This is a genomic window from Labilithrix luteola, from assembly GCF_001263205.1.
GTDB classification, from domain to species: domain Bacteria; phylum Myxococcota_A; class Polyangia; order Polyangiales; family Polyangiaceae; genus Labilithrix; species Labilithrix luteola.
This window is the reverse complement of sequence record NZ_CP012333.1, coordinates 6,120,705-6,141,892: the sequence shown is the minus strand read 5'-3', so window position 1 is coordinate 6,141,892 and position 21,188 is coordinate 6,120,705. Positions and strand designations below refer to the sequence as shown.

General features: G+C 66.8%; 15 protein-coding genes. 6 read left to right on the top strand and 9 right to left on the bottom strand.

Annotation, left to right across the window (positions count from 1 at the left end):
• Nucleotides 1–9: 9 nt before the first annotated feature.
• The 6 genes from hscA to AKJ09_RS26795 form a co-directional block, all read right to left on the bottom strand.
• Entirely contained in the window at nt 10–1,944 is a 1,935-nt protein-coding gene (hscA, locus tag AKJ09_RS26820; protein ID WP_146650568.1) for a Fe-S protein assembly chaperone HscA, read from the bottom strand.
• The gene (hscB, locus tag AKJ09_RS26815; protein WP_146650567.1) at nt 1,941–2,486 is read right to left on the bottom strand and encodes a Fe-S protein assembly co-chaperone HscB; all 546 of its coding nucleotides are present in this window, start codon (nt 2,484–2,486) and stop codon (nt 1,941–1,943) included. The genes hscA and hscB overlap by 4 nt, the downstream gene beginning before the upstream one ends.
• A 104-nt stretch (nt 2,487–2,590) precedes the next feature.
• Nucleotides 2,591–2,986: a HesB/IscA family protein gene (locus tag AKJ09_RS26810; RefSeq protein ID WP_146650565.1), complete on the bottom strand. Its 396-nt coding sequence runs from the start codon at nt 2,984–2,986 to the stop codon at nt 2,591–2,593.
• 42 nt (nt 2,987–3,028) lie between these two features.
• Nucleotides 3,029–3,427 (bottom strand): Fe-S cluster assembly scaffold IscU, encoded by a 399-nt coding sequence (gene iscU / locus AKJ09_RS26805; RefSeq protein WP_146650563.1) that lies wholly within the window; start codon nt 3,425–3,427, stop codon nt 3,029–3,031.
• Between the two features lie 276 nt (nt 3,428–3,703).
• Nucleotides 3,704–4,921 carry an IscS subfamily cysteine desulfurase gene (locus AKJ09_RS26800; protein WP_205634061.1) on the bottom strand — a complete coding sequence of 406 codons (1,218 nt, stop codon included), beginning with the start codon at nt 4,919–4,921 and terminating at the stop codon, nt 3,704–3,706.
• Between the two features lie 78 nt (nt 4,922–4,999).
• Nucleotides 5,000–5,566 (bottom strand): MerR family transcriptional regulator, encoded by a 567-nt coding sequence (locus AKJ09_RS26795; protein ID WP_240488597.1) that lies wholly within the window; start codon nt 5,564–5,566, stop codon nt 5,000–5,002.
• Nucleotides 5,567–5,886: 320 nt separating this feature from the next.
• Here AKJ09_RS26795 and AKJ09_RS26790 point away from each other — a divergent pair, with 320 nt between their 5' ends.
• Nucleotides 5,887–10,329 (top strand): tetratricopeptide repeat protein, encoded by a 4,443-nt coding sequence (locus AKJ09_RS26790; protein WP_146650559.1) that lies wholly within the window; start codon nt 5,887–5,889, stop codon nt 10,327–10,329.
• Between the two features lie 35 nt (nt 10,330–10,364).
• On the opposite strand, the gene AKJ09_RS26785 is transcribed toward AKJ09_RS26790, so the two are convergent.
• The 3 genes from AKJ09_RS26785 to apaG form a co-directional block, all read right to left on the bottom strand.
• Nucleotides 10,365–11,714: a hypothetical protein gene (locus AKJ09_RS26785; RefSeq protein ID WP_146650557.1), complete on the bottom strand. Its 1,350-nt coding sequence runs from the start codon at nt 11,712–11,714 to the stop codon at nt 10,365–10,367.
• A gap of 293 nt (nt 11,715–12,007) precedes the next feature.
• On the bottom strand, nt 12,008–12,334 hold the full coding sequence (gene cyaY, locus AKJ09_RS26780) for an iron donor protein CyaY (RefSeq protein WP_146650555.1): 327 nt from the start codon (nt 12,332–12,334) through the stop codon (nt 12,008–12,010).
• Between the two features lie 12 nt (nt 12,335–12,346).
• Nucleotides 12,347–12,730, bottom strand: coding sequence for a Co2+/Mg2+ efflux protein ApaG (gene apaG / locus AKJ09_RS26775; protein ID WP_146650553.1), 384 nt, complete (start codon nt 12,728–12,730; stop codon nt 12,347–12,349).
• Between the two features lie 128 nt (nt 12,731–12,858).
• Here apaG and AKJ09_RS26770 point away from each other — a divergent pair, with 128 nt between their 5' ends.
• From AKJ09_RS26770 to carB, 5 genes are all read left to right on the top strand, one after another.
• Nucleotides 12,859–14,544: an amidase gene (locus tag AKJ09_RS26770; protein WP_146650551.1), complete on the top strand. Its 1,686-nt coding sequence runs from the start codon at nt 12,859–12,861 to the stop codon at nt 14,542–14,544.
• 68 nt (nt 14,545–14,612) lie between these two features.
• Complete coding sequence (locus tag AKJ09_RS26765) at nt 14,613–15,665, top strand: N-acetylornithine carbamoyltransferase (protein ID WP_146650548.1); 1,053 nt, start codon at nt 14,613–14,615, stop codon at nt 15,663–15,665.
• On the top strand, nt 15,662–17,014 hold the full coding sequence (locus AKJ09_RS26760; protein ID WP_146650546.1) for an acetylglutamate kinase: 1,353 nt from the start codon (nt 15,662–15,664) through the stop codon (nt 17,012–17,014). Before AKJ09_RS26765 ends, AKJ09_RS26760 begins: the two co-directional genes overlap by 4 nt.
• Nucleotides 17,015–17,016: 2 nt before the next feature.
• Nucleotides 17,017–17,952 carry an N-acetyl-gamma-glutamyl-phosphate reductase gene (gene argC, locus AKJ09_RS26755; protein ID WP_146650544.1) on the top strand — a complete coding sequence of 312 codons (936 nt, stop codon included), beginning with the start codon at nt 17,017–17,019 and terminating at the stop codon, nt 17,950–17,952.
• Nucleotides 17,936–21,169 carry a carbamoyl-phosphate synthase large subunit gene (carB, locus tag AKJ09_RS26750; protein ID WP_146650542.1) on the top strand — a complete coding sequence of 1,078 codons (3,234 nt, stop codon included), beginning with the start codon at nt 17,936–17,938 and terminating at the stop codon, nt 21,167–21,169. The genes argC and carB overlap by 17 nt, the downstream gene beginning before the upstream one ends.
• Nucleotides 21,170–21,188 lie beyond the last annotated feature (19 nt).

The window sequence follows — 21,188 nt, the reverse complement described above, 5'->3', positions numbered from 1 at the left end:
GCGGCCTCCTTAGCGAGAAGCGGGGGGCGGAGGGAGTGGCGCATGCGCGTGGGCCGCCTCGATGCCCTTCGCGTGCTCGACGGTCTGCTCGACGGTGTCGAGCTTCTGTCCTTCGATTGCCTGCGCAATTGCGCGGTTCATGCGGCGACCGGCGAAGTCCTTCGTGGCCGCGTCGAGATCTTCGATGTGCAGCTGGACGCGCCGCGCGTCGTCGCCCTTGGCGACTTCTTCGAGCTTCGCGACGGCGGCTTCGATGCTTTCGCGCTCGCCGGCGAGGAGCAGGTCGGCGTCGGCGACGACCGACTTCCTCGTGGAGGTGACGATGCGATGCGCTTCGAGGCGCGCCTCGGCAAGGCGGCGAGCGGCGAGGTCTTCTTCGCCGTGATCGATGGCGTCGAGGAGCATCTGCTCGACGGTCTCGTCGTCGAGGCCGTACGAGGGCTTCACGCTCACCGTCTGCTCGATGCCCGTGGTTTCTTCGACGGCATGCACGCCGAGCAAGCCGTCCGCGTCGACGCGGAAGGTGAGCTCGAGGCGCGCGAGGCCCGCGGGCATGGGAGGAATGCCGCGCAGCGTGAACTTGGCGAGGCTCCGGCAGTCGGCCGCGAGCTCGCGCTCGCCCTGCACGACGTGGATCTCGAAGCCCGTCTGGTTGTCTTCCTGCGTGGTGTACGTCGAGCGCGCCGCAGCAGGCGTGGTGGTGTTGCGCGGAAGGATGCGGTCGACGATGCCACCGCCGACTTCGATGCCGAGCGAGAGCGCGATGACGTCGAGGAGCAGCACGTCTTCGACGTCGCCGTGACCGGCCAGCAGATTCGCCTGCACGGCGGCCCCGAGCGCGACGACCTGATCGGGATCGATGTCGCCGAGGGGCTCCTTGCCGAAGAGCTTCGCCACGTAACTGCGAACCGCGGGCACACGCGTCGAGCCGCCTACGAGGATGACGCCGTCGAGCTCGCCGGGCTTGATCTCGGCGTCTTTGAGAGCGCGACGACACGCGACGCCCGTTCGCGCGAGGAGCGGTTCGACGAGCTCGTCGAAACGGGCACGCGTGATGACGACGCTCTTCGGCTCCTTGCCGAAGGGGTTCTCGACTTCGACTTCCTGCGCTCCGGTCAGGCCGTGCTTCACGCGACGAGCCACGTCGAGGACGACGCGCACTTCGCCCGGCGACGCCGTCTTCGGATCGCGACCGGTCTTCGCGAAGATCTCCTCGGCGAGCGCGCGATCCATGTCGTCACCACCGAGCGCACTGTCGCCGCCGGTCGAACGAACCTGGAACACGCCGTTGTCGAGAACGAGGATGGTGATGTCGAACGTGCCGCCGCCGAGGTCGTAGACCGCGAACTTGCCGTTCTGCTTCTTCTCGAGGCCGTACGCGAGAGCGGCGGCCGTGGGCTCGTTGATGAGGCGGAGGACTTCGAGTCCCGCGAGGCGCCCTGCGTCCTTCGTGGCCTGGCGCTGCGCATCGTCGAAGTACGCAGGGACGGTGATGACGGCGCCGCCGACGCTGCGCAGCTCGTCTTCCGCGAGGCGCTTGAGGGCGCGCAGGATCTCGGCGCTCACTTCGACCGGCGTGATGGCCTTGCCGCGAACGTCGAAGCGAACGACGTTCGGCTCGCCCGCCTTCGGGATGGAGAATGCGTAGGGACCGAGACGCGCCGTCTCGGGGTCGTCAGCGCCGCGCCCCATGAAGCGCTTCACGCTCACGATCGTCTCGCGCGGGCTCTCGGCGGCGCGGCGCGCAGCGTTCTCGCCGACGACGACCTCACCCGCCGCACCGTAATGAACGACGCTGGGAAGGAGCGCGCGACCGTCGCAATCCTGGATCGCCGTGGGCCGCTCGTTCTTCACGTAAGCCACGAGCGAATTGGTGGTTCCGAGATCGATCCCGATCGCGCGCGGCGGCGCCTTCGGATCGAAAATCTCGAGCAGCGAGGTCATGAAGCTTCTTCCTCCTCGATCGCGCTCACCTCGTCGAGGAAGCGCTTGTAGAACCTGAGCTCGCCGAGCACCGGCAAGACCGTTTCGAGCGTTGCGCGGTCCGGAGTTTCCTCGCGGCCGGCGAATGCGGTTTCGATGCCGCGAGCGAGCTTGCGCTCCGCTTCTTTCGAGCGGCCCTCCATCTTCTCGCCGAGCGACCGCACCTTCGCCATGTTCTTGGCCGTGCGCGCCTCGGCCAGCGCCTCGCGCTCCTCGAGCACATCCATCAAGAACGCGGGACTGGCTTTCGGTTCATTGGTCTCGCCGACCTTGATGCCGGCGACCGTGAACAGCGCCTCCGCACGACGGATGGGGTCACGGACGATGCGCCACGCCTCGTTGACGTTGGCAGCCTTCTCGAGCGCCGCACGCCGCTCGCTCGCGCTCGCCTGGGCGAACTTGTCCGGGTGCAGCGCGCGCGACAGCTCGCGGTGCGTCTTTTCAAGCACCGAGAGGTCGAGATCGAACCGGCGCGGAGCGCCGAGCAGGGCGAACGGATCCATCGGAATAGCTCACGAACACTCGCTCACGAGAGCGGCGTTTCAGAGACATGCAGTTTGCAAACTAAGAGGCGTGAGCCCGTGCGTGACGGCGTAAGCCAGACCGGTCAGACCGTGAACGACGTGCCGCAGCCGCAGCTCGCCGTCTCGTTCGGGTTCACGAACTTGAAGCCCTGGCGCATCAGGGTCTTCTCCCACTCGAGCGTCGAGCCGTTCAGGTAGAGCAGGCTCTTCTTGTCCACGACGACGCGGACGGGCGAACCGTCGCTCGCCACGAGGTCGTAAACGACGTCACGGGCTTGCGGGGCGCCATCGTGGAACTCGATCACGTAGGAGAAACCCGAGCAGCCACCGCCGCGGATGCCGACGCGCAAGGCCGTATCCGGAACGTTGCGCTTCTTGATCTGCACACCGATCGCGTCGACCGCTCCCTGCGCGATGACGATGCCGAGCTTCTTCGACTCGGCTTTCGGCTCTTGGATGTTGGCAGGGCTGGTACTCATGACTTCACCACTGGGCTCTTCGAAGACTTCGATGCTTTCCGATCACTCCGCGGCGCGCTTGGCCGCCTGCTTCGCGCGGTAGTCGGCGATGGCGCTCTTGATGGCGTCCTCGGCGAGCACGGAGCAGTGAATCTTGACCGGCGGGAGGTTGAGCTCGTTGACGATGTCCGAGTTCTTGATGGACTCGGCCTCTTCGACCTTCTTGCCCTTGATCCACTCGGTCGCGAGGGAGGAGGACGCGATGGCCGAGCCGCAGCCGAAGGTCTTGAACTTTGCGTCTTCGATGACGCCGTCGTCGCTGACCTTGATCTGCAGACGCATCACGTCACCGCACGCAGGCGCGCCGACGAGACCGGTGCCGACCGTGGGGTCGTCCTTGTCGAGCGTGCCGACGTTGCGCGGGTTCTCTGCGTGGTCGATGACCTTGTCGCTGTACGCCATGACTTGCCTTTTCTTCTAGCTACGGAATTTGGGGTGACCCCAGCGGGCACGATTCTCGAGCAGACTTGGGAAACCGTCGGGGTGGGAACGTGCGAAGCGCTGCAGGGCGGAAACGCTGAACTCGTCGGGGAGGAACTTGCGAAGCGCTACAGGGAAACGCTGAACTCGTCGGAGGTAGTGACCTGTGAAGCGCTGAAGCAGAGACGTTCGTGCGAAGGAGAGCGGGGGGAGGCTCGAAACCGGAGGTTTCGAGGGGGCTGCAAGCCCCCAACCTGACTAGTGCGCGACCCAGGCGACGCTCTTCAGGTCGATGCCTTCCTTGTGCATCTCGTAGAGCGGCGACATGTCACGCAGGTGCTTGACCTTGCCGATCACGAGGTCGGCCACGTAGTCGACCTCTTCTTCGGTCGTGAAGCGACCGAGACCGAAACGGATGCTCGAGTGCGCGAGCTCGTCGGACGCGCCGAGTGCGCGAAGGACGTAGCTGGGCTCGAGGCTCGCCGACGTGCACGCCGAGCCGGAGCTGACGGCGACGTCTTTGATGGCCATCATCATGGCTTCGCCTTCGACGAAGTTGAACGAGATGTTCAAGTTGCCGGGGAGGCGGTGCTCCATCGAGCCGTTGACGTAGACCTCTTCGAGCGCGTTCATGATGCGGGTGCGAAGGCGCTCGCGGAGCGCGAGGAGGCGAACGCCCTCCTCCTTGCCTTCCTTCATCATGATCTCGGCGGCCTTGCCGAAGCCGACGATGCTCGGGACGTTGAGCGTGCCCGAACGCATGCCGCGCTCGTGGCCGCCGCCGTCCATCTGGGCGGCGAGGCGCACGCGGGGCTTGCTGCGGCGAACGAAGAGCGCGCCGATGCCCTTGGGGCCGTACATCTTGTGTGCGGTGATGCTGGCGAGGTCGACGTTCATCTTCTGGACGTCGAACTCCACCTTGCCGACGCCCTGCACCGCGTCCGAGTGGAAGAGCACGCCCTTCTCGCGCGTGATCTTGCCGATCTCTTCGAGGGGCTGGACGGTGCCGATCTCGTTGTTGGCGAGCATGACGCTCACGAGGATCGTCTTGTCGGTGATGGCCTTGCGGACGTCTTCCGGGTCGACGCGGCCGTCTTTGCCGACGCCGAGGAACGTGATGCGGAAGCCTTCCTTCTCGAGACGCTTGCACGTGTCGAGGATGGCCTTGTGCTCGGTGACCGTCGTGATGATGTGGTCGCCCTTGTCCTTGTAGAACTCGGCGACGCCCTTCAGCGCGAGGTTGTTCGACTCGGTCGCGCCGGAGGTGAAGACGATCTCCTTCTCGCTCTGCGCGTTGATCAGCTTCGCGATGCGTTCACGCGCGTAGTCGACCGCTTCTTCCGCCGTCCAACCGAATTGGTGGCTGCGGCTCGCCGCATTGCCGAACTTCTCGGTGAAGTACGGCAGCATCTCCTCGAGGACGCGCGGATCGACCGGCGTCGTCGAGTGGTAATCCATGAAGATGGGGAGCTTGATGGCCATTTGATGCTCTCTTTGAACGCTTTCTGAAGCTTGCGAATCGCGAGCGAACGCGAGGCGAACGTGACTAGGCGACTAAGCGCGGAACCCGGCGACGAGGTCGGGGACCTTTTCTTCGCGGGAATGGTGATCGCAGGTTTGGCAGGTGTGGAGCACTCGGTCTGGCTCGCAGACCGAGCGGCACGCCTCGAGGTAGGTGAGGCTCGCGAGGATCTCGTGTTCGAGCGCGGAGAGACGGGCGATCTGGGCGCGGGTCTCGTCGAGCTTTTGCTTGTAGACCTCACGCACCTTGACCATGGCCGCCGAGGCGGAGCCGTTCGTGCCTTCGGTCTCGAAGTCGCGAACGATGGTCTTGATGTCCGTGAGGCTGAAGCCGAGGTCTTGGAGCTTGCCGATCCAGCGGATGCGGACGAGCGCTTCCTGACCGTAGAGCCGGTAGCGCCCCTTCGAGCGGGCGACGGGCTTGAGAAGCTCGAGCTCCTCGTAGAGGTGGATGGCCCGGACGGTCTTGCCGGTCTCGCGCGCGAGGTCGCCGACCTGCATGAGCGTCTCGCCCTCCACGTCCGGCAGCGACGGCGAGGACGGCTCGGCTTCGCGAGCTTCTCGGAGCTCTCGGAGAATGGGGAGGCGAACGTTGCTCATGGGTTACGGGGGCTACGAGGCGGGCTTGAGCGGGCTTGAGCCGGAGTCCTACTCTCACGTGTGCGTGAGACTTGGAAGCCGATTCGGTCAGTAGAGGAGGTCTCGTTTCGCGTCAAGACTTACCCTTACGTTAACGTCAGTGTTCCTCCTCGACCAGCGGAAGTTCGGCTATCTGCCTGAAATTTCGGCTGAAGCATGGCGTGAGCTCGACCTTGTGACATGGTCGTGAGGCCTCGCGCCTCCGAAGCGATGATGAAGCTGACGCGGATCGCGCAGAGGTCGTACTTCAGCTGCGATTTCCGTTGGTAAACTGGAGCGCCATGGCGAGCGACGAAGAGTCGACGCAGCCCATCGACATCGCAGCGTTGCGTGAGGCCCAGGCGCGCGACGGAGCCGATGAGGCGAAGAGAGCGGAACGCGGCCACACCGTCGCCACGCCGAGCTCGATCCCCCAGACGACAGATCTGCCGAGCTTCGGCGATGGGGCGCCTGCGAGCATCACGCGCGTCGACCTGCTCGGTCCGACGATCGAAGTTCAACAGACGGTGCTTCGGGCACGCCTGCAGCAACCGCACGAAGCGACGGCGTTCGATCTCGTCGCCCTTCCGAGGCTGGCGAGTGCCGAAGGCGAAGAGGCCTACCCGGGCGAAGCAGAGACGGTCAACCAGACCGACGTGACGAGGCGCGTGGCGCTGCAGGGCCCGCCGAGCGTCCACGACGAGTTCGACACGCTCTCGATCGCCGTGCCTCCCGGCATCGTCGTGCCCGAGACCGATCCGAACCCGACAACCGACGTCGTCGACGTCGTCGACCCGCGCCAGCTCGCGCGCGAAGAGGTTTCGGAGGAGGAGGTTCTCGAAGAAGAGGCGGAGGAAGTCCTCGACGAGGAAGCCCTCGAAGAAGCGGTCATCGAGGACGAGGCCATCGTTCTCGACTCGGGCGAGGCGGAGTTCCTCCTTCTCGACGAGCTCGCGGAGACGCGTGTTCCCAACGCGGACTACGCGCACACCGACGTCTCGCTCTTGCCGGGCAAAGCGCTCGCGCCCGCAGCTCCTGCGTATCGCCCACCGGCGCCGGCGAAGCCGCTCCTTCCCTTCGAGGTCGATCCCGACAGCGACGAACGACAGCTCCAGCGCGAAGAGAGCTTCAGCGCGCTCATCGAGCTCTATCGGATGCGACTCGCGAGTGCCGCCACGCCGCTCGAGAAGACCACGCTGCTCCTGAAGATCGCCAGCGTGCACGAGCACCGGCTCGATGCTCCGGAGCGCGCGTTCTCGGCGCTCGAGGAGGCCTTCGAGCTTCGTCCAGGCGACGAGGACGTAGCGACCGCGCTCGATCGCCTTGGTCGTCGCGTCGGTCGCATCGAAGAGCTCGTCAGCCGCGCACGACGCAATCTGCACACGGCCGATCCTGAGCTTCGCATCATCTTGCTCGGCCACATCGTCTACTGGCTCGAGAACCATCTCGGTCGCCCCGAGGAAACCGCGCCGCTCGTCATGGAGATCGAGCGGCTCGACAAATCGCATCCCGTCACGCTCCGGCGCGGCGTCCACGCAGCCATGGTGGCGGGCGACACGAAGACGGCGCGCGAGCTGCTCGTGCGTTCGCTCGAACGAGCCACGCGCCGCGACGAGCGCGTGGCGCTCTACCTCGCCCTCGCCCATTCGCATGCCGGTACCCCGGACGAGGCGCGGCACGTCGAAACCGCAGTGGGGCTCGATCACGGCTCGATTCCCGCGCTACGAGAGCTCGAACGCCTCGGACGAGCGCAGGAGAAGCACGCCCAGGTCGAGTGGGCTCTCGATCGACAGATCGAAGCGGCCTCGTCGGACGAAGCACGTGTGCCGCTGCTTCTCGCGCTCGCCGAGCTCCAGGAGAAGAAGTTCCTCCGCCGCGAGAAGGCCGCCGAAATCCTCGAGAGCGTCCTCGAGCTCGACGGAGACGACGCCGCCGCTCTCCAGGGCCTCGAACGCTGCTATCACGCGCTGCGCGATTGGCCGAAGCTCGCCAAAGTTCTCCGGACGCGCGCTCGACGGGCCCCCGACGAGAAGACACGCATCGAGCTGCTCGATCTCGTGTCCGAGGTCTACGGAGCGAAGCTCGGCGACGTTCCATCGGCCATCGCCGCGCGTCGCGAACAGCTCCTCATCGATCCCGAGCATCGACGGGCACTCGGCGATCTGGCGCGCATCTACGAGAAACAGTCCGACTGGCGAAGCATGGCGATCTATCGCGCACGCCTCGCGGAGCTCGCCGCGACGAAGCGTATGAGCTCGCAGTTGTTCGTTCAGCTCGGAGACTTCCTCGCGGCCCCGGATCGCGATCCGGGCTCGGCGATTCCTCACTACGAGCGCGCCGTCGAACTCGATCCGACGAACGGCGCAGCGTGGGAAGCACAGCAGAAGCACGCCTATGCCTCGGGCGATCTGAATCGCGTCGCCAAGTGCCTCGAGCAGCGCGCCAAGAACGTGGAGGCTCCGAGGCAACGTGGCGCCATCTACGTCGAACTCGCCCAGCTGCACCGCCAACGCGGCGACGAAAGCGCTGCGCACGAAGCGTTCGAGGCTGCCGCCAAAGCCGACCCCACGAACGAGACCGCCGCCGAAGCCGTGCTCGACAGCTTCATCCGAGGCGAGCGCTGGGCCGAAGCGGCGCCGCTCTGCGAAACACTGATTGCCGCGGCCACGCGAGAGAAGCGCAAAGATGCCCTCTTCACGCGGCTCCGTCTGCAGACGCGCATCTCCGCGGCGCTGGGCAATGCGGACAAGGCGATGACGTCCTCGCTCGCCGCCACGGACTTGAGACCCGAAGATGCCTCCGCGCAGTCGGACCTCATCATGGTCTGCAGCCAGTGCCGCAACGCGCCGCGAGTCGTCGCACGCGCCCGAAAGATGCTGACACGCATCGGCGAGCACCCCGACGGCCTCCCCGCGCCTGTTCTCATTCGCCTCGCCCAGCTGCAGCGCGACGTGAACGACGTGAAGGGAGCCGCCCGTTCGCTCACTGCCGCGTTCGGCGCCGACCCGGAGAACGCCGACGTGCTTCGCGAGCTGGCCGACGTGCAGGTCGAGCTCGGCAACTACGCCGTCGCCTGCGGGCTCAAGCTCGATCTCGCGCGGAACACGCCGAGCGCCGACGCACGCTTCCAGCTTCTGCTCGAAACGGGCGAGATCTGGGCGAAGAAGGCCCAGGATCCCGCACGCGCGGCGAGCGTCTACGAGGAGGCTCGGAAGCTCAAGCCGCTCGACAACGTGCTCTTGCACGCACTGATGCTCGTCTACGTCGAGCTCGAAGCGTGGGACGCCCTCTCCGGCGTGCTCGCCGCGATCTCGACGATCCAAGAGAGCCCCGAGCGCAAGGTGAAGAGCCTCCTCGCGATGGCGCAAGTCGTCGCGGAGAAAGTGCGAGATCTGGGGCGCGCGGCGGATCTCTTCGACCAGATCCTCGACATCGACAAGAAGCGCCTCGACGTCTTCGAGCAACTCGTTCGGGTCATGACCGAGGCCAAGGACTGGGAAGGCCTCGAGCGCGCGTATCGGAAAATGATCGCGCGCGTCCGTCACGACGACGAGGCCCTTCGATTCGCGCTGTTCAGCCAGCTCGGTCTCATCTATCGCGATCGCCTCGAAGACGCGGAGCGAGCATACGAAGCGATGGAGGCCGCGGCACGCCTGCGTCCCGACGATCCGGCCGTGCGCAAGATCGTCACCGAGCTGCTCGTCATCACCGACGAGCTCGACCGGGCCGTGGCGCGCACGCGCGACCTCTTGGAGCGAGACCCTCACGACGCCGAGCTCTATGCCGAGCTCTACGAGCTGTTTCTACGCCAACACTACTTCGACAAGGCGTGGTGCACGGTCAACGTGCTCGCGAGCATGCGTGAGCTGACGCCCGAGCAACGCCGCTTCCACGACGACTACGCGCCGGTGCCGCTGCAGGCCGTCCCCGGGCAGATCGTCGAGCACGCCTGGAGAAGCCACGTGCTCTCGGCCGATCTCGACCCGACGCTGACGACGCTCTTCGCGCGCATGACCCCGGTGGTCGCGCGCATGCGCCACGCGCAGCTCCGGCCCGAGCAGCTGGTGCACGCCGTCGGCAGGCCGTTCACGCCCGCGCATTCGCAGCTGCACGATCAGATCCGCGCCACGTTCGCGAACGCCGCGGAGATCTTGAGCCTCGGCGTGCCGGATTTGCTCCTCGGTGATCCCGGGTCGCCCGTTCTCTTCGCTCCCGCGCTCGCTCCGTTCGGGGCGATCCTCGTCAGCCCCAAGGCGGTCGAGGCGCGCGCCGACTCGCTCGTCTACGTGGTCGGCAAGCGCCTCGCCGAGCAGCGGCCCGAGCTTGCCGCGCGCGCGTTCTTCCCTTCGATCTCGGATTTGACCATTCTGCTCGCCGCGGCCGTACGCGTGAGTCGAAACGAAGGCGCGTCCGACGCGGCAGGCGCGGCGTTCGACGCGAGCCTTGCCGCCATCATGACACCCGACGAACGCGAAGCCATCCGCGCGATCGTCACGCAAGCCACGATGGAGGGCAGCGTCTTCGACGTGAAACGCTGGTCGCAAGCGGCCGACGTGTCGAGCACACGCGCGGGTCTTCTCCTCGCAGGCGACGTCCGGCCGGCACGTCGCGTGATGCTTAGCGAGCCGCAATCGACGGCCGATCTGCCGCCTCGCGAGCGCATCGCCGAGCTCTATCGCTTCGCTACGAGCGATCTCTACTCGGATCTGCGCGGAGCCATCGGCGTCTCCATCCAGGAGGAGTAGCTCCCTCCCGGATGGCGGGGTCGCCGAAACCGACTTCAGTTGGGGTAGAGCTCACCGAGGGCAACGCTCGACGCGCTCGCCAGACCGAGGTTCCCGGAGAACGAGATGTAGTACCAGACGTTGCCGCTACCGACGTCGCAGCGCGATACGACGTAGTTGGTGGCTTGAGGGATGCACTCGTGCACGGCGCCGTCACCGTCGGTGAGGATGGCCCGGCCGTTGGCGAACAGGTCGAAACGCGCCTTCGGATCCTTGGTGAAGCGGTAGGAGCCGCTCGGAATGCTCGGACGACTTTCGGTGCCGCCCCACTGCATGAACATGGTCGACACGAAAGACTGCGTGAGCGTCGACGACGACAACTGGATCGCGTGCCCGTACGGGATGTCGAGCTTCGTGCTCGCGACCTTCGGCATGGCGACCACGATGCGTGAGCCGTTCTTCCACACCTCGACGTAGGCGCCGCCAGCGTTGGTGTACTCGCCGCTTTCGGCTTGCCAGTCGCTGCCTGACTCGGTGTTGATCAAGACGAGCTTCGTCGCTCCGTCCTTCACCTTCACGTGGACGACAGGCTCGTACCTCAGCGTCGCCTGCTGATCGAGCCGTAGTGAAGTGGGCGGCGTCAGGCCGTCCTGCTGCCAGAACGAGACCTCCGGAGTATCGAGCAGGACGGTCTTCGCATCCGGCGCGACCCCCACGGTGATCTTCTGAGCGTCGGCCGGGATCGGCGCGGCGCCGGCGGCAATCGCAATCATGATCTCGCGGAATCGAGCGATCTCGCCCGGCAAGTACGAGCCGCTGTCGCTATTGGCGTTGAAGACGTCGATGCCCGCAATCGTGTCGGGATCACCGTCGCTGTTCGCGGAGAGCTCGATCCGTTGGGCGACGGTCTTTGCGTCCCCCGTGAGCTTGGAGATCGGGAGCTGCGTCTTGGTGACCGAATAGCTGTTCTGCCGCGCCATCTCGGTGAGCGACGCCGTTGCACCGAGGACGGTCGCCGGCGCCATCTCGAGGAGTGACCACAGCTTCGGCAGCATGGCGCGCTCGCTCGGAAACAGTGTGCCGGATCGCTTCTCCAGCTCGACGAGTTCGTCGATGCCCAGTCGTCCGTTCGGCGGCGCGTTCGCCGTAATGCCGTCGGCGCGCTTCGCGAGAGTGACTTCCTCCGGCGTCAATGCGCCGATATTCGACAGGATGGTGAGGCTCCGCGCTCCCCAGTACGTCTTGGTCGGATCGACGCTCGGCGAATTGATCGTGTTGCCCTTACGCGGAGTAGAGACCTCGTTGAGGCCGCTTTCGCTCGTAGAGACGTCACCGTCGTCCGTCGTCGTCGTGCACGCAGCCGCGAGAGCCGCGAGGAGCGCAAGGGCAGCACCATGGATTCGCATCGGGTCTCCTTCGGGGCATCGCCGCGTGCATCGCGACGTCATCCCCTCACTGACGCGATACGGAACCTCCGCCGAAGTCTTCCCTTCCTCCGAGCAGAAATGCGCACACCTCGACGAACGGATCGATCCATTCCGGATCTCGCATCGAGGAACCCCAGCGTGTTGCGTGCAGTCCACGCCTCGAGGACTCACGCCACGATGCCCATGCGCACCTCTTCATCAGGCGCGCGCCGACGTCGTCATCGCGAACTACTTGCGAGCTACTTGCGAGCTACTTGCGAGCTACTTGCGAGCTACTTCACTGCGACGTCGAGACCAGACGACTCTTTGACGATCTCGGCCACCTTCGAGAGGAGCTCCACGGACTGCCCCTTGTCGTCGAGCCAGCGCGAGGTGGCTTCGTCGAAGTCGAAGTGCCAGGCGCGCGCGTTGGCCGCGAGCCAGATCTGACGCGTGGGGCGCTGCGTGTTGACGACCGCCTTCTTGCCGCTCTTGAAGGTCAGCGTGACGACGTCACCCGAGCGCTCGACATCGACGTCTTCGGCGTCGACGTCTTCGAGCATGTTCTCGATACGGCGGAGGGCTGCGTCGGCGACTTCGTGGTAGCGCTTGTCATCCATTGCTCGAGATCCTCAGTTGAGCGAGTAGGGCAGCGCGAGAGAGAACGGCGCGATCGTCGCGTCGAAGGTCGAGCCGTCGGGGCGGTGCATCTGGTAGGTGCCCCGCATCTCACCGCGCGGCGTGGTGAGCACGCATCCGCTCGTGTACTCGAATTGATCGCCCGGGTTGAGCGTGGGCTGCTGACCCACCACCCCCGGACCACGCACCTCTTCGATGCGGCCGTCGCCATCGGTGATGACCCAGTGACGGCTCCGGAGCTGAGCGGGGGCGCCGCCGTCGTTGGCGATCCGAACCGTGTAAGCAAAGACGTAGCGGTGCATCCGGGGCGAAGACTGCTCGGGTACGTACGAGACGCGAACCGTCACCTGGATACCTTCGGTGGTGGCCGTGGACACGTACAATGACCTGCCATTTGCGGCCGCCGCTTGCAATGGTGGCCTTCGATCCGCTGCGTCGCAAAGTACCGAAACCCTACCGAATGGGCTCTCCGGCGACAGGATGAGCTTCGGTCCGCGCGAAGCCCGTGGCGCTGCGTGAGCCCATGCTCTACGACGGTCTCGTGCCCTCCCCTCGCCTCAGCGGTACGCCGCTCCGCAGCCTCGCTCGCCTCTCGAAGACCCGTGTGGGCAGCCGCGCGCTCCAGCGCATGCTCCGTGGCGACCTGGGCGTCGATCGCCTCGCCGAATTGCCCGAGGCGCTGCGCGGCGACGTCCCGCTCGACACGCGTCCCCATCCCGGCCGCGCGCCGCGCGATCTGCCGAGCGAGGGGCTGCCCATCACATCGCACGGGTGGGCGGAGTCGAGTGCGTCGCTGACGGCCGCGTACCGCAACGGGCAGCGATCTCCCTACGAGGTGGCGCGGAAGGTCCTCGACGAAGCGCGGCGGCTCGCGCGGCTCAGCCCGTCCGTCGGTCCGGTGTGCGATTTCAGCGAAGAGTCCGCCCTCGCCGATGCGCAGGCTTCGGCGGCGCGATGGCGACTCGGTCGCGCGCTCGGCCCGCTCGACGGCGTGCCGATGCTCGTCAAGGAGCAGACCGCGGTGAAGGGACTGCCGCGTCGCTCCGGCACCACGTTCCTCGACGGAGCCCCGCAGGAGAACGACGCGACGGCCGTCGCGCGCATGCGTGCAGCGGGCGCGATCGTGATCGGCACCACGGTCATGACCGAGCTCGGCATGACGCCCAACGGCTCGAACGCCAAGCGCGTGATGCCGCGAAACCCGCACGACACGAACCACATCGCCGGTGGCTCTTCGACCGGATCCGGGGTTGCCGTCGCGACCGGTCTCGTCCCCTTCGCCATCGGCGCCGACGGAGGCGGCTCGATCCGAATTCCGTCCGCAATGAACGGCGTGTTCGGTATCAAGCCGACCTGGGGGCGCGTCAGTCGCTCGGGCGACGTCTCGACCGGCACGGTGGCCCACCTCGGTCCCATCGCCGGTTGCACGCTCGACCTTGCCCACATGCTCGAGCTGATGAGCGGTCACGACGCCAACGACCCGCAGACCTTCGCCGCCCCGCCTCGCGAGCGAGGCTCGTTCATCTCGGCGATCGGCCGCGGTGTGCGAGGGCTCGTCATCGGCGTTCCCGAGTCGGAATGGGCCGACGCGAGCGAGCCCGTCGCCCGCGCCGGCAAGGCCGCGCTTTCCGCGCTCGAAAAGGCCGGAGCCAAGCTCGTTCCCGTGCGCCTCGAGCTCGCCTCGTACGCCATGTCGATCGGCGTCGTCATCATCGCCGCCGAGGCGCGCGCCTCGGTCCGAGAAGACTGGCGCACCAAGCGAGACGAGATGGGCGACGATCTCCAGGTCACCTTCTCGGCGATCGACGGCTTCGAGGCCTCCGAATACCTCGACGTCTGCCGCCTTCGGACGGGCCTACGCCACGAGCTGTCGAGCGCGTTCCGAACCATCGATTTGCTCGCTCTCCCGTCGACGGTCAGCCCCGCGGCACGTGTGACGGACACCGACATGCGCACGGGCTTCCTCGATACGAAAGTGCTCGACGGGCTCTGTCGCTTCGCCTTCCTCGGCAACCTCTCGGGCCTCCCCGCCCTCTCGGCGCCCGTCGGATGCGACGCGAACGGGCTTCCTCTCGGCCTCCAGCTCGTGGGCGACGCGTGGGACGAAGCGACCGTGTTTGCTGCCGCCGGACACCTCGAACGCCTCGGGGTGGCACTCCCTCGGCGGCCACGCGTCACGGCTGACCTCTAGCGGCGTTCGATCGGGGTCAATCGTTGCTTGATCCACCGGCGGATCCGGTTATCAGGGGTCAAACAACGATGACGACGAGCACTGCTCAGACAACGCCGCCGAGGCATTTCCTCTCCACCCTGGATTGGTCACGTTCCGAGCTCGAGTCGCTCCTCACGGACGCGCGTGAGCTCAAGGCGAACAGGCGCACGATTGCGCGTCAGGATCTCGCCGGCAAAAGTGTCGCGCTCGTGTTCTTCAACCCGTCGCTCCGCACGCGCTCGTCGTTCGAGATCGGCGTGTTCGAGATGGGCGGTCACGCCGTCGTCCTCGAGCCCGGCAAGGGCGCCTGGCCGATCGAGTACCGCGACGGCGTCGTGATGGATGCCGAAGCCGAAGAGCACGTGGAAGAGGTGGCGCGCGTTCTCTCGCGCTATTGCGACATCATCGCGGTGCGCGCGTTCCCGAAGTTCCAGCGCTGGGAAGACGACCGCGAGGATCTCGTCATCCGTCAGTTCGCCAAGTACGCGACGGTCCCCGTGCTCAACATGGAGACCATCACGCACCCGTGCCAGGAGCTCGCGCTGATGCTCGCTCTCAAGGAGAAGCTCGGCACGACGGACGGCAAGAAGTTCCTCCTCACGTGGACGTATCACCCGCGTCCGCTCAACACGGCGGTCGCGAACTCGGCGCTCATCGCAGCGGCGAAGTTCGGCTTCGACGTCACGCTGCTCTGCCCCACGCCCGAGTACGTCCTCGACTCGCGCTACATGGATGCGGCCAAGAACTTCGCCGCCGAGCAGGGTCGCTCGATCACCGTCACGCACGACGTCGACGCGGCGTACGCGGGCGCGAACGTCGTCTACGCGAAGAGCTGGGGCGCGCTCCCCTACTTCGGTCGCTGGGAGGAAGAGAAGCCGATCCGCGACGCTCACAAGCACTTCATCGTCGACGAGCGCAAGATGGCGCTCACCGACAACGGCTACTTCAGCCACTGTCTGCCCATGCGCCGCAACGTGAAGGCGACCGACGCCGTCACGAGCGGCCCGCGTTCGCTCGTCATCGAGGAGGCGGAGAACCGTCTCCACGTCCAGAAGGCTCTTCTTCGCCGTCTCGTCGGCCTCGGTGGGGTGTCGCCATGAATCAGGTCCCGAGCAGCCAGGCCAAGGAAACGCAGGACGTCATCGTCCGTCTCCTCACGAACATCGGTTCGCGCAAGGAGGTCGAGCAGTACCTGCGTCACTACACGAGCGTCGACACGCCGAAGTTCGCCGTCGTCAAGGCGAGCGGCAACGTCATCCACAACTCGCTCGACGCGCTCGCCTCGTCGCTCTCCTTCCTCCAGAAGGTCGGCCTCGTTCCCATCGTCGTGCACGGAGGAAACCTCCAGCTCGACCACGCGCTCTCGCAAGCGGGTGTCGACGCACCGGTGGTGAAGGGCCTCCGCAAGATGACGCCCGCCGCGCTCGAAGTCGCTCGCCGCGTCCTGCACGACACGAACCTCAAGCTCGTCGACGCGCTCGAGGCCCTCGGCACGCGCGCGCGTCCGTTCACCTCGGGTCTCCTCGACGTGAAGAAGAACGATTCGCCGGAGCTCGGTCTCGTCGGCGAGATCACCGGTGTGCGCGAGGCGGCCATCGCCCAGACGGCGCAGGCCGGCATCCTCCCGATCGTCGCCCCGCTCGGCGAGACCTCGAAGGGCCAGATCCTCGTCGTCCACGCCGACGTCGTCGCGCGCGCCATCGCGCACGCGCTCAAGCCGCACAAGATCGTCTACCTCAACGAGTCGGGCGGCCTCGTCGACGAGTCCGGCGCGATTCGCTCCGCCGTCAACCTCGCCGAGGACTACGATCAGCTCATGGCCGACCCGCGCTTCGGGCTCGAGTCGCGCCGAAAGCTGAGCGAGATCTCCTCGTTGCTCTCGGAGTTGCCGCCGACCTCGTCGGTGTCGGTCACCTCGCCCGAGCACCTCGCGAAGGAGCTCTTCACGCACCGCGGTGAAGGCACGCTCGTCCGTCGTGGCGAGAAGGTCACGCGCCACGACGACTGGACCACGATCGACACGCCTCGCCTCCGCGCGCTCCTCGAGGAGTGCTTCGGGCGAAAGCTCGACGGCGCGTACTTCGACCACAAGGCGCCGTATCGCGTGTATCTTGCAGACTCTTACCGCGCCACCGCGATCCTCACGCTCGAAGACGGCGTGCCGTACCTCGACAAGTTCGCGGTCACGAGCGAAGCGCAGGGCGAAGGCATCGGCGGCTCGATCTGGCAGCGCCTGCGCCGCGAGAACCCGAAGATGTTCTGGCGCGCACGCGCGGAGAACCCGGTGAACGGCTGGTACGCGCAAAACGCGGACGGCCTCTACAAGACGGCCAAATGGTGGGTCTTCTGGTGCGGAATGACCGGCTTCGGAGAGATCCAGGCCTCGGTCGAGCGCGCACTCGGCATGGCCGCGACCTTCCACGACGCACCTCTCGCGAAGACGGCGTGACGATGACAACGCCGTCGAACGAGCGGGCGAGTCTCGGGGTCATCGGATCCCGAGGCTACGTCGGCAAGGAACTGCTCGCGCTGGTGGAAGGGCACGGTGGATTCGATCTCCGTCTGTCCGTCTCGGCGCGTGATGGAAAGACGCCCGCGGACATCGCCGCCGAGAAGCTCGATGCGTACGTGCTCGCGGTGCCGAACGGGCAGAGCGCGGCCTACGTCGAAGCCATCACCGCGGCGCGGCCCGACGCGGTCATCGTCGATCTCGGAGCGGACTACCGCTTCGACGACGCATGGGTCTACGGGCAACCGGAGCGCCTCCGCGCGAAGATCGCCGGCGCCAAACACATCGCCAACCCGGGTTGCTACGCCACCGCCACCCAACTTGCGCTTTCGCCGCTCGTTTCCCTGCTCGACGGTCCGCCGAGCGCGTTCGGGGTGAGCGGCTACAGCGGTGCGGGCACCACGCCTTCGCCGAAGAACGATCCGGCGGTCCTCGCCGACAACCTCCTGCCCTACTCGCTCACCTCGCACATCCACGAGCGTGAAGTGTCGAGGCAGCTCGGTTGCCGCCTCTTCTTCATGCCGCACGTCGCGCCCTTCTTCCGAGGGATCACCGTGACCGTGTCGGTCGCCTTCCGCGAGGCGCACGAGCTCCCCGCCATCGACGCGCTCTACCGCGCGGCCTACGACGCCGAGCCCATGGTGCACTACAGCAAGGAAGCGCCGCTCGTGCGCGACATTGCCGGCAAGCATCACGTGGCCATCGGCGGCCTCGACGTCTCGCGCGACGGCCAACATGCCGTCGTCATCGCCACCATCGACAACCTTCTGGGCGGCGCTGCCACGCAGGCCGTCCGCAACTTGAACCTCGCTCTCGGCATGCCGGAGCTGCGAGGCATTCCGCAATCGGAGGCACCTCTTCATGCCGCGACGAGCTGATCTCTCCCGGATCCTCGTGATCGGCGCCGGGCCGATCGTCATCGGACAAGGTTGCGAGTTCGACTACTCGGGAACGCAGGGTCTCCGTGCGCTTCGCGCCGAGGGCTACGAGGTCGTCCTCGTGAACTCGAACCCGGCCACGATCATGACCGACCCGGAGCTCGCCGACCGCACGTACGTCGAGCCGCTCGACGTGCCGGCCCTCCGCGCCATCGTCGAACGCGAACGGCCCAGCGCAATCCTGCCCACGCTCGGTGGTCAGACGGCGTTGAACCTCGCCCTGGCTCTCGCCGACGACGGAACGCTCGCCAAGTACGGCGTGGAGCTCCTCGGCGCCAAGCCCGACGTCATCCGCAAGGCCGAGGACCGCGCGCTCTTCAAAGACGCGATGGAGAAGATCGGCCTCGCCTGCCCGCGCGCGATCGTCGCTCGATCCATCGAGGAAGCACGCGCCGCGAGCAAGGATCTCGGCTGGCCGCTCATCCTGCGCCCGTCGTTCACCCTCGGCGGCACCGGCGGCGGTATCGCCCGCGACGAAGCCGACCTCGAGGTGAAGGTGGCGCGCGCGCTCGAAGCTTCGCCCACGCACGAGGTGCTCGTCGAAGAGAGTCTCCTCGGCTGGAAGGAATTCGAGCTCGAAGTCATCCGCGATCGCGCCGACAACTTCATCGTGGTCTGTACGATCGAGAACCTCGATCCGCTCGGCGTCCACACGGGTGACTCGATCACGGTCGCCCCGGCGATGACGCTCACCGACAAGGAATACCAGCGCCTCCGCGACGCGGCGCGCGCGGTCATGAGCGAGATCGGTGTCGAGACGGGCGGCGCGAACGTGCAGTTCGCGGTTCGCCCCGGCGACGGCGAAGTGCGCGTCATCGAGATGAACCCGCGCGTCTCGCGTTCGAGCGCGCTCGCCTCGAAGGCCACGGGTTACCCCATCGCGAAGATCGCGACGAAGCTCGCCATCGGCTACAGCCTCGACGAGCTCCGCAACGACCTCACCGGCTCGAGCGCCGCGTTCGAGCCCACGCTCGATTACGTGGTCGTGAAGTGGCCGCGCTTCGCGTTCGAGAAGTTCCCCGGCGCCGACGATCTGCTCGGCACGCAGATGAAGAGCGTCGGCGAGGCGATGAGCATCGGCCGCACGTTCTGCGAGTCGGTCCAGAAGGCCGCACGCGCCCTCGAGACCGGGCTCTCGGGTCTGACGAAGCCGGGCAACGGTGCGAACGGCACGAAGCTCAGCGACCAGCTCCTCGACGAGCTCGGACGTCCGAACGATCGCCGTCTGCTCCTCGTCGTCGACGCGATGCGCGCCGGCGCAACGGATGCCCAGGTGGCCGAGGCCACCGCCTTCGATCCGTGGTTCGTCGCCCAGTTCCGTCGCATCGTCGACGCCGAGGCCACCATCGCGCGCGAAGGCGTGGACGGCCTCACCGCCGCCTCGCTTGCAGAATACAAGCGCCTCGGCTTCGGCGATCAGCGCATCGGCGAGCTCGTCGGCAAAGACGAGAAGACCGTGCGCGAGATCCGCGAGAAGGCCGGCGTGCGTCCGACGTTCTCGCGCGTCGACACCTGCGCCGCCGAGATGCCCGGCACCACCCCGTACATGTACGCGACGTGGGAGACCGAGAGCGAGACGGCGCCCGGCGATCGCAAGAAGATCGTCGTCCTCGGCGCCGGCCCGAACCGCATCGGTCAGGGCATCGAGTTCGACTACTGCTGCGTCCACGCGCTCTCCGCTGTTCGTGAGCTCGGGTTCGAGGCGGTCATGATCAACTCGAACCCCGAGACGGTCTCGACCGACTACGACATGGCCGACCGCCTCTACTTCGAGCCGGTCACGCTGGAGACGGTCCTCGAGGTCTGCAACGCCGAGAAGCCGGAAGGCGTGCTCGTGCAATTCGGCGGACAGACGCCCCTTCGCTTGGCCACCGAGCTCGCCGCACGCGGCATCAAGCTCCTCGGCACCAGCGCCGACGCGATCGACCGCGCCGAAGATCGCGAGCGCTTCGACGAGGTGCTCGACAAACTCGGGCTCGAGCGCCCCGCGAGCGCCATCGCCCGCACGCACGAGGAAGTTCGTACCTCGGCCGATCGCCTCGGCTTCCCCGTCCTCGTGCGTCCGAGCTACGTGCTCGGCGGCCGGGCGATGAAGATCGCGCGCAACCACGCCGAGCTCGATGCGCATCTCTCGCTGATGGCAGCCTCGTTCGTCGGCGGCGGCACGATCCTCGTCGACCGCTTCCTCGACGACGCCGTCGAGGTCGACGTCGACTGCATCTCCGACGGCAAGCGCGTCGTCATCGGCGGCGTGCTCGAGCACCTCGAACGCGCCGGCGTCCACTCCGGCGACTCGGCCACCATCCTTCCGCCCTTCACGCTTCGCCCCGAGATCATCGAGCGCGTCGAAGAGATCGTTCGCTCGCTCGCTCTCGAGCTCGGCGTCGTCGGCCTCATGAACGCGCAGCTCGCGGTCAAAGACGGCAAGGTCTACGTGCTCGAAGTGAACCCGCGCGCGAGCCGCACGGTGCCCTTCGTCGCGAAGGCCATCGGCCTGCCGCTCGTCCGCATCGCCACCAAGGTGATGCTCGGCAAGACGCTCGACGAGCTGGGCATCGAAGACCGCCCCCTTCCCCGCCACGTCGCGGCGAAGGAGTGCGTGTTCCCCTTCAAGAAGCTGCCCGGCGCGGACACGGCTCTCGGGCCTGAGATGCGCTCGACCGGCGAGGTCATGGGCATCGGCGACACGCCGGCGCGCGCCTACGGCAAGGCCCTCCGCGCGATCGGCGCCTCGCTCGCCCGTCCGTCGAACGGCGCTCCGCGCAACGTCTTGCTGAGCGTCACCGAACGCGATCGCATGACGGCCGTGGAGCTCGGCCGCCGTTTCCGTTCGCTCGGCTTCGACATCTCGGCGGTCGGCGCCACGGCGGCGGCTCTCACCGCCTCGCGCATTCCGCACACGAAGGTCGAAGACAGCGACGACGGTCGCGCCTCGGCCGCTCTCCTCCGCTCCGGAACGATCGCCCTGGCGGTCGTCACGGCCGAAGGCGACGACGAGACGGTCCACACGCGCGCGCTACGTCAAACGGCGCTCGCCAGCGGCATCACCTGCTTCACCACCGCGGCGCTCGCCAAGCTCGGTTGCGCCGCGATGGAAGAAGACGAAGCCACCGCCGGCGCCGTCCGCTCGATTCAAGAGTGGTACGCCGCGAGCTGACCCGCACCGTGCCGTCCGC

Excerpts from the sequence above, each read along its gene's own strand:
- cyaY (WP_146650555.1), bottom strand. The coding sequence starts at position 12,334 with ATGGATGACAAGCGCTACCACGAAGTCGCCGACGCAGCCCTCCGCCGT.
- carB (WP_146650542.1), top strand. The coding sequence starts at position 17,936 with ATGCCGCGACGAGCTGATCTCTCCCGGATCCTCGTGATCGGCGCCGGG.
- AKJ09_RS26785 (WP_146650557.1), bottom strand. The coding sequence starts at position 11,714 with ATGCGAATCCATGGTGCTGCCCTTGCGCTCCTCGCGGCTCTCGCGGCT.
- hscB (WP_146650567.1), bottom strand. The coding sequence starts at position 2,486 with ATGGATCCGTTCGCCCTGCTCGGCGCTCCGCGCCGGTTCGATCTCGAC.
- AKJ09_RS26765 (WP_146650548.1), top strand. The coding sequence starts at position 14,613 with ATGACGACGAGCACTGCTCAGACAACGCCGCCGAGGCATTTCCTCTCC.
- AKJ09_RS26810 (WP_146650565.1), bottom strand. The coding sequence starts at position 2,986 with ATGAGTACCAGCCCTGCCAACATCCAAGAGCCGAAAGCCGAGTCGAAG.
- AKJ09_RS26760 (WP_146650546.1), top strand. The coding sequence starts at position 15,662 with ATGAATCAGGTCCCGAGCAGCCAGGCCAAGGAAACGCAGGACGTCATC.
- iscU (WP_146650563.1), bottom strand. The coding sequence starts at position 3,427 with ATGGCGTACAGCGACAAGGTCATCGACCACGCAGAGAACCCGCGCAAC.
- AKJ09_RS26795 (WP_240488597.1), bottom strand. The coding sequence starts at position 5,566 with ATGAGCAACGTTCGCCTCCCCATTCTCCGAGAGCTCCGAGAAGCTCGC.
- AKJ09_RS26790 (WP_146650559.1), top strand. The coding sequence starts at position 5,887 with ATGGCGAGCGACGAAGAGTCGACGCAGCCCATCGACATCGCAGCGTTG.
- hscA (WP_146650568.1), bottom strand. The coding sequence starts at position 1,944 with ATGACCTCGCTGCTCGAGATTTTCGATCCGAAGGCGCCGCCGCGCGCG.
- argC (WP_146650544.1), top strand. The coding sequence starts at position 17,017 with ATGACAACGCCGTCGAACGAGCGGGCGAGTCTCGGGGTCATCGGATCC.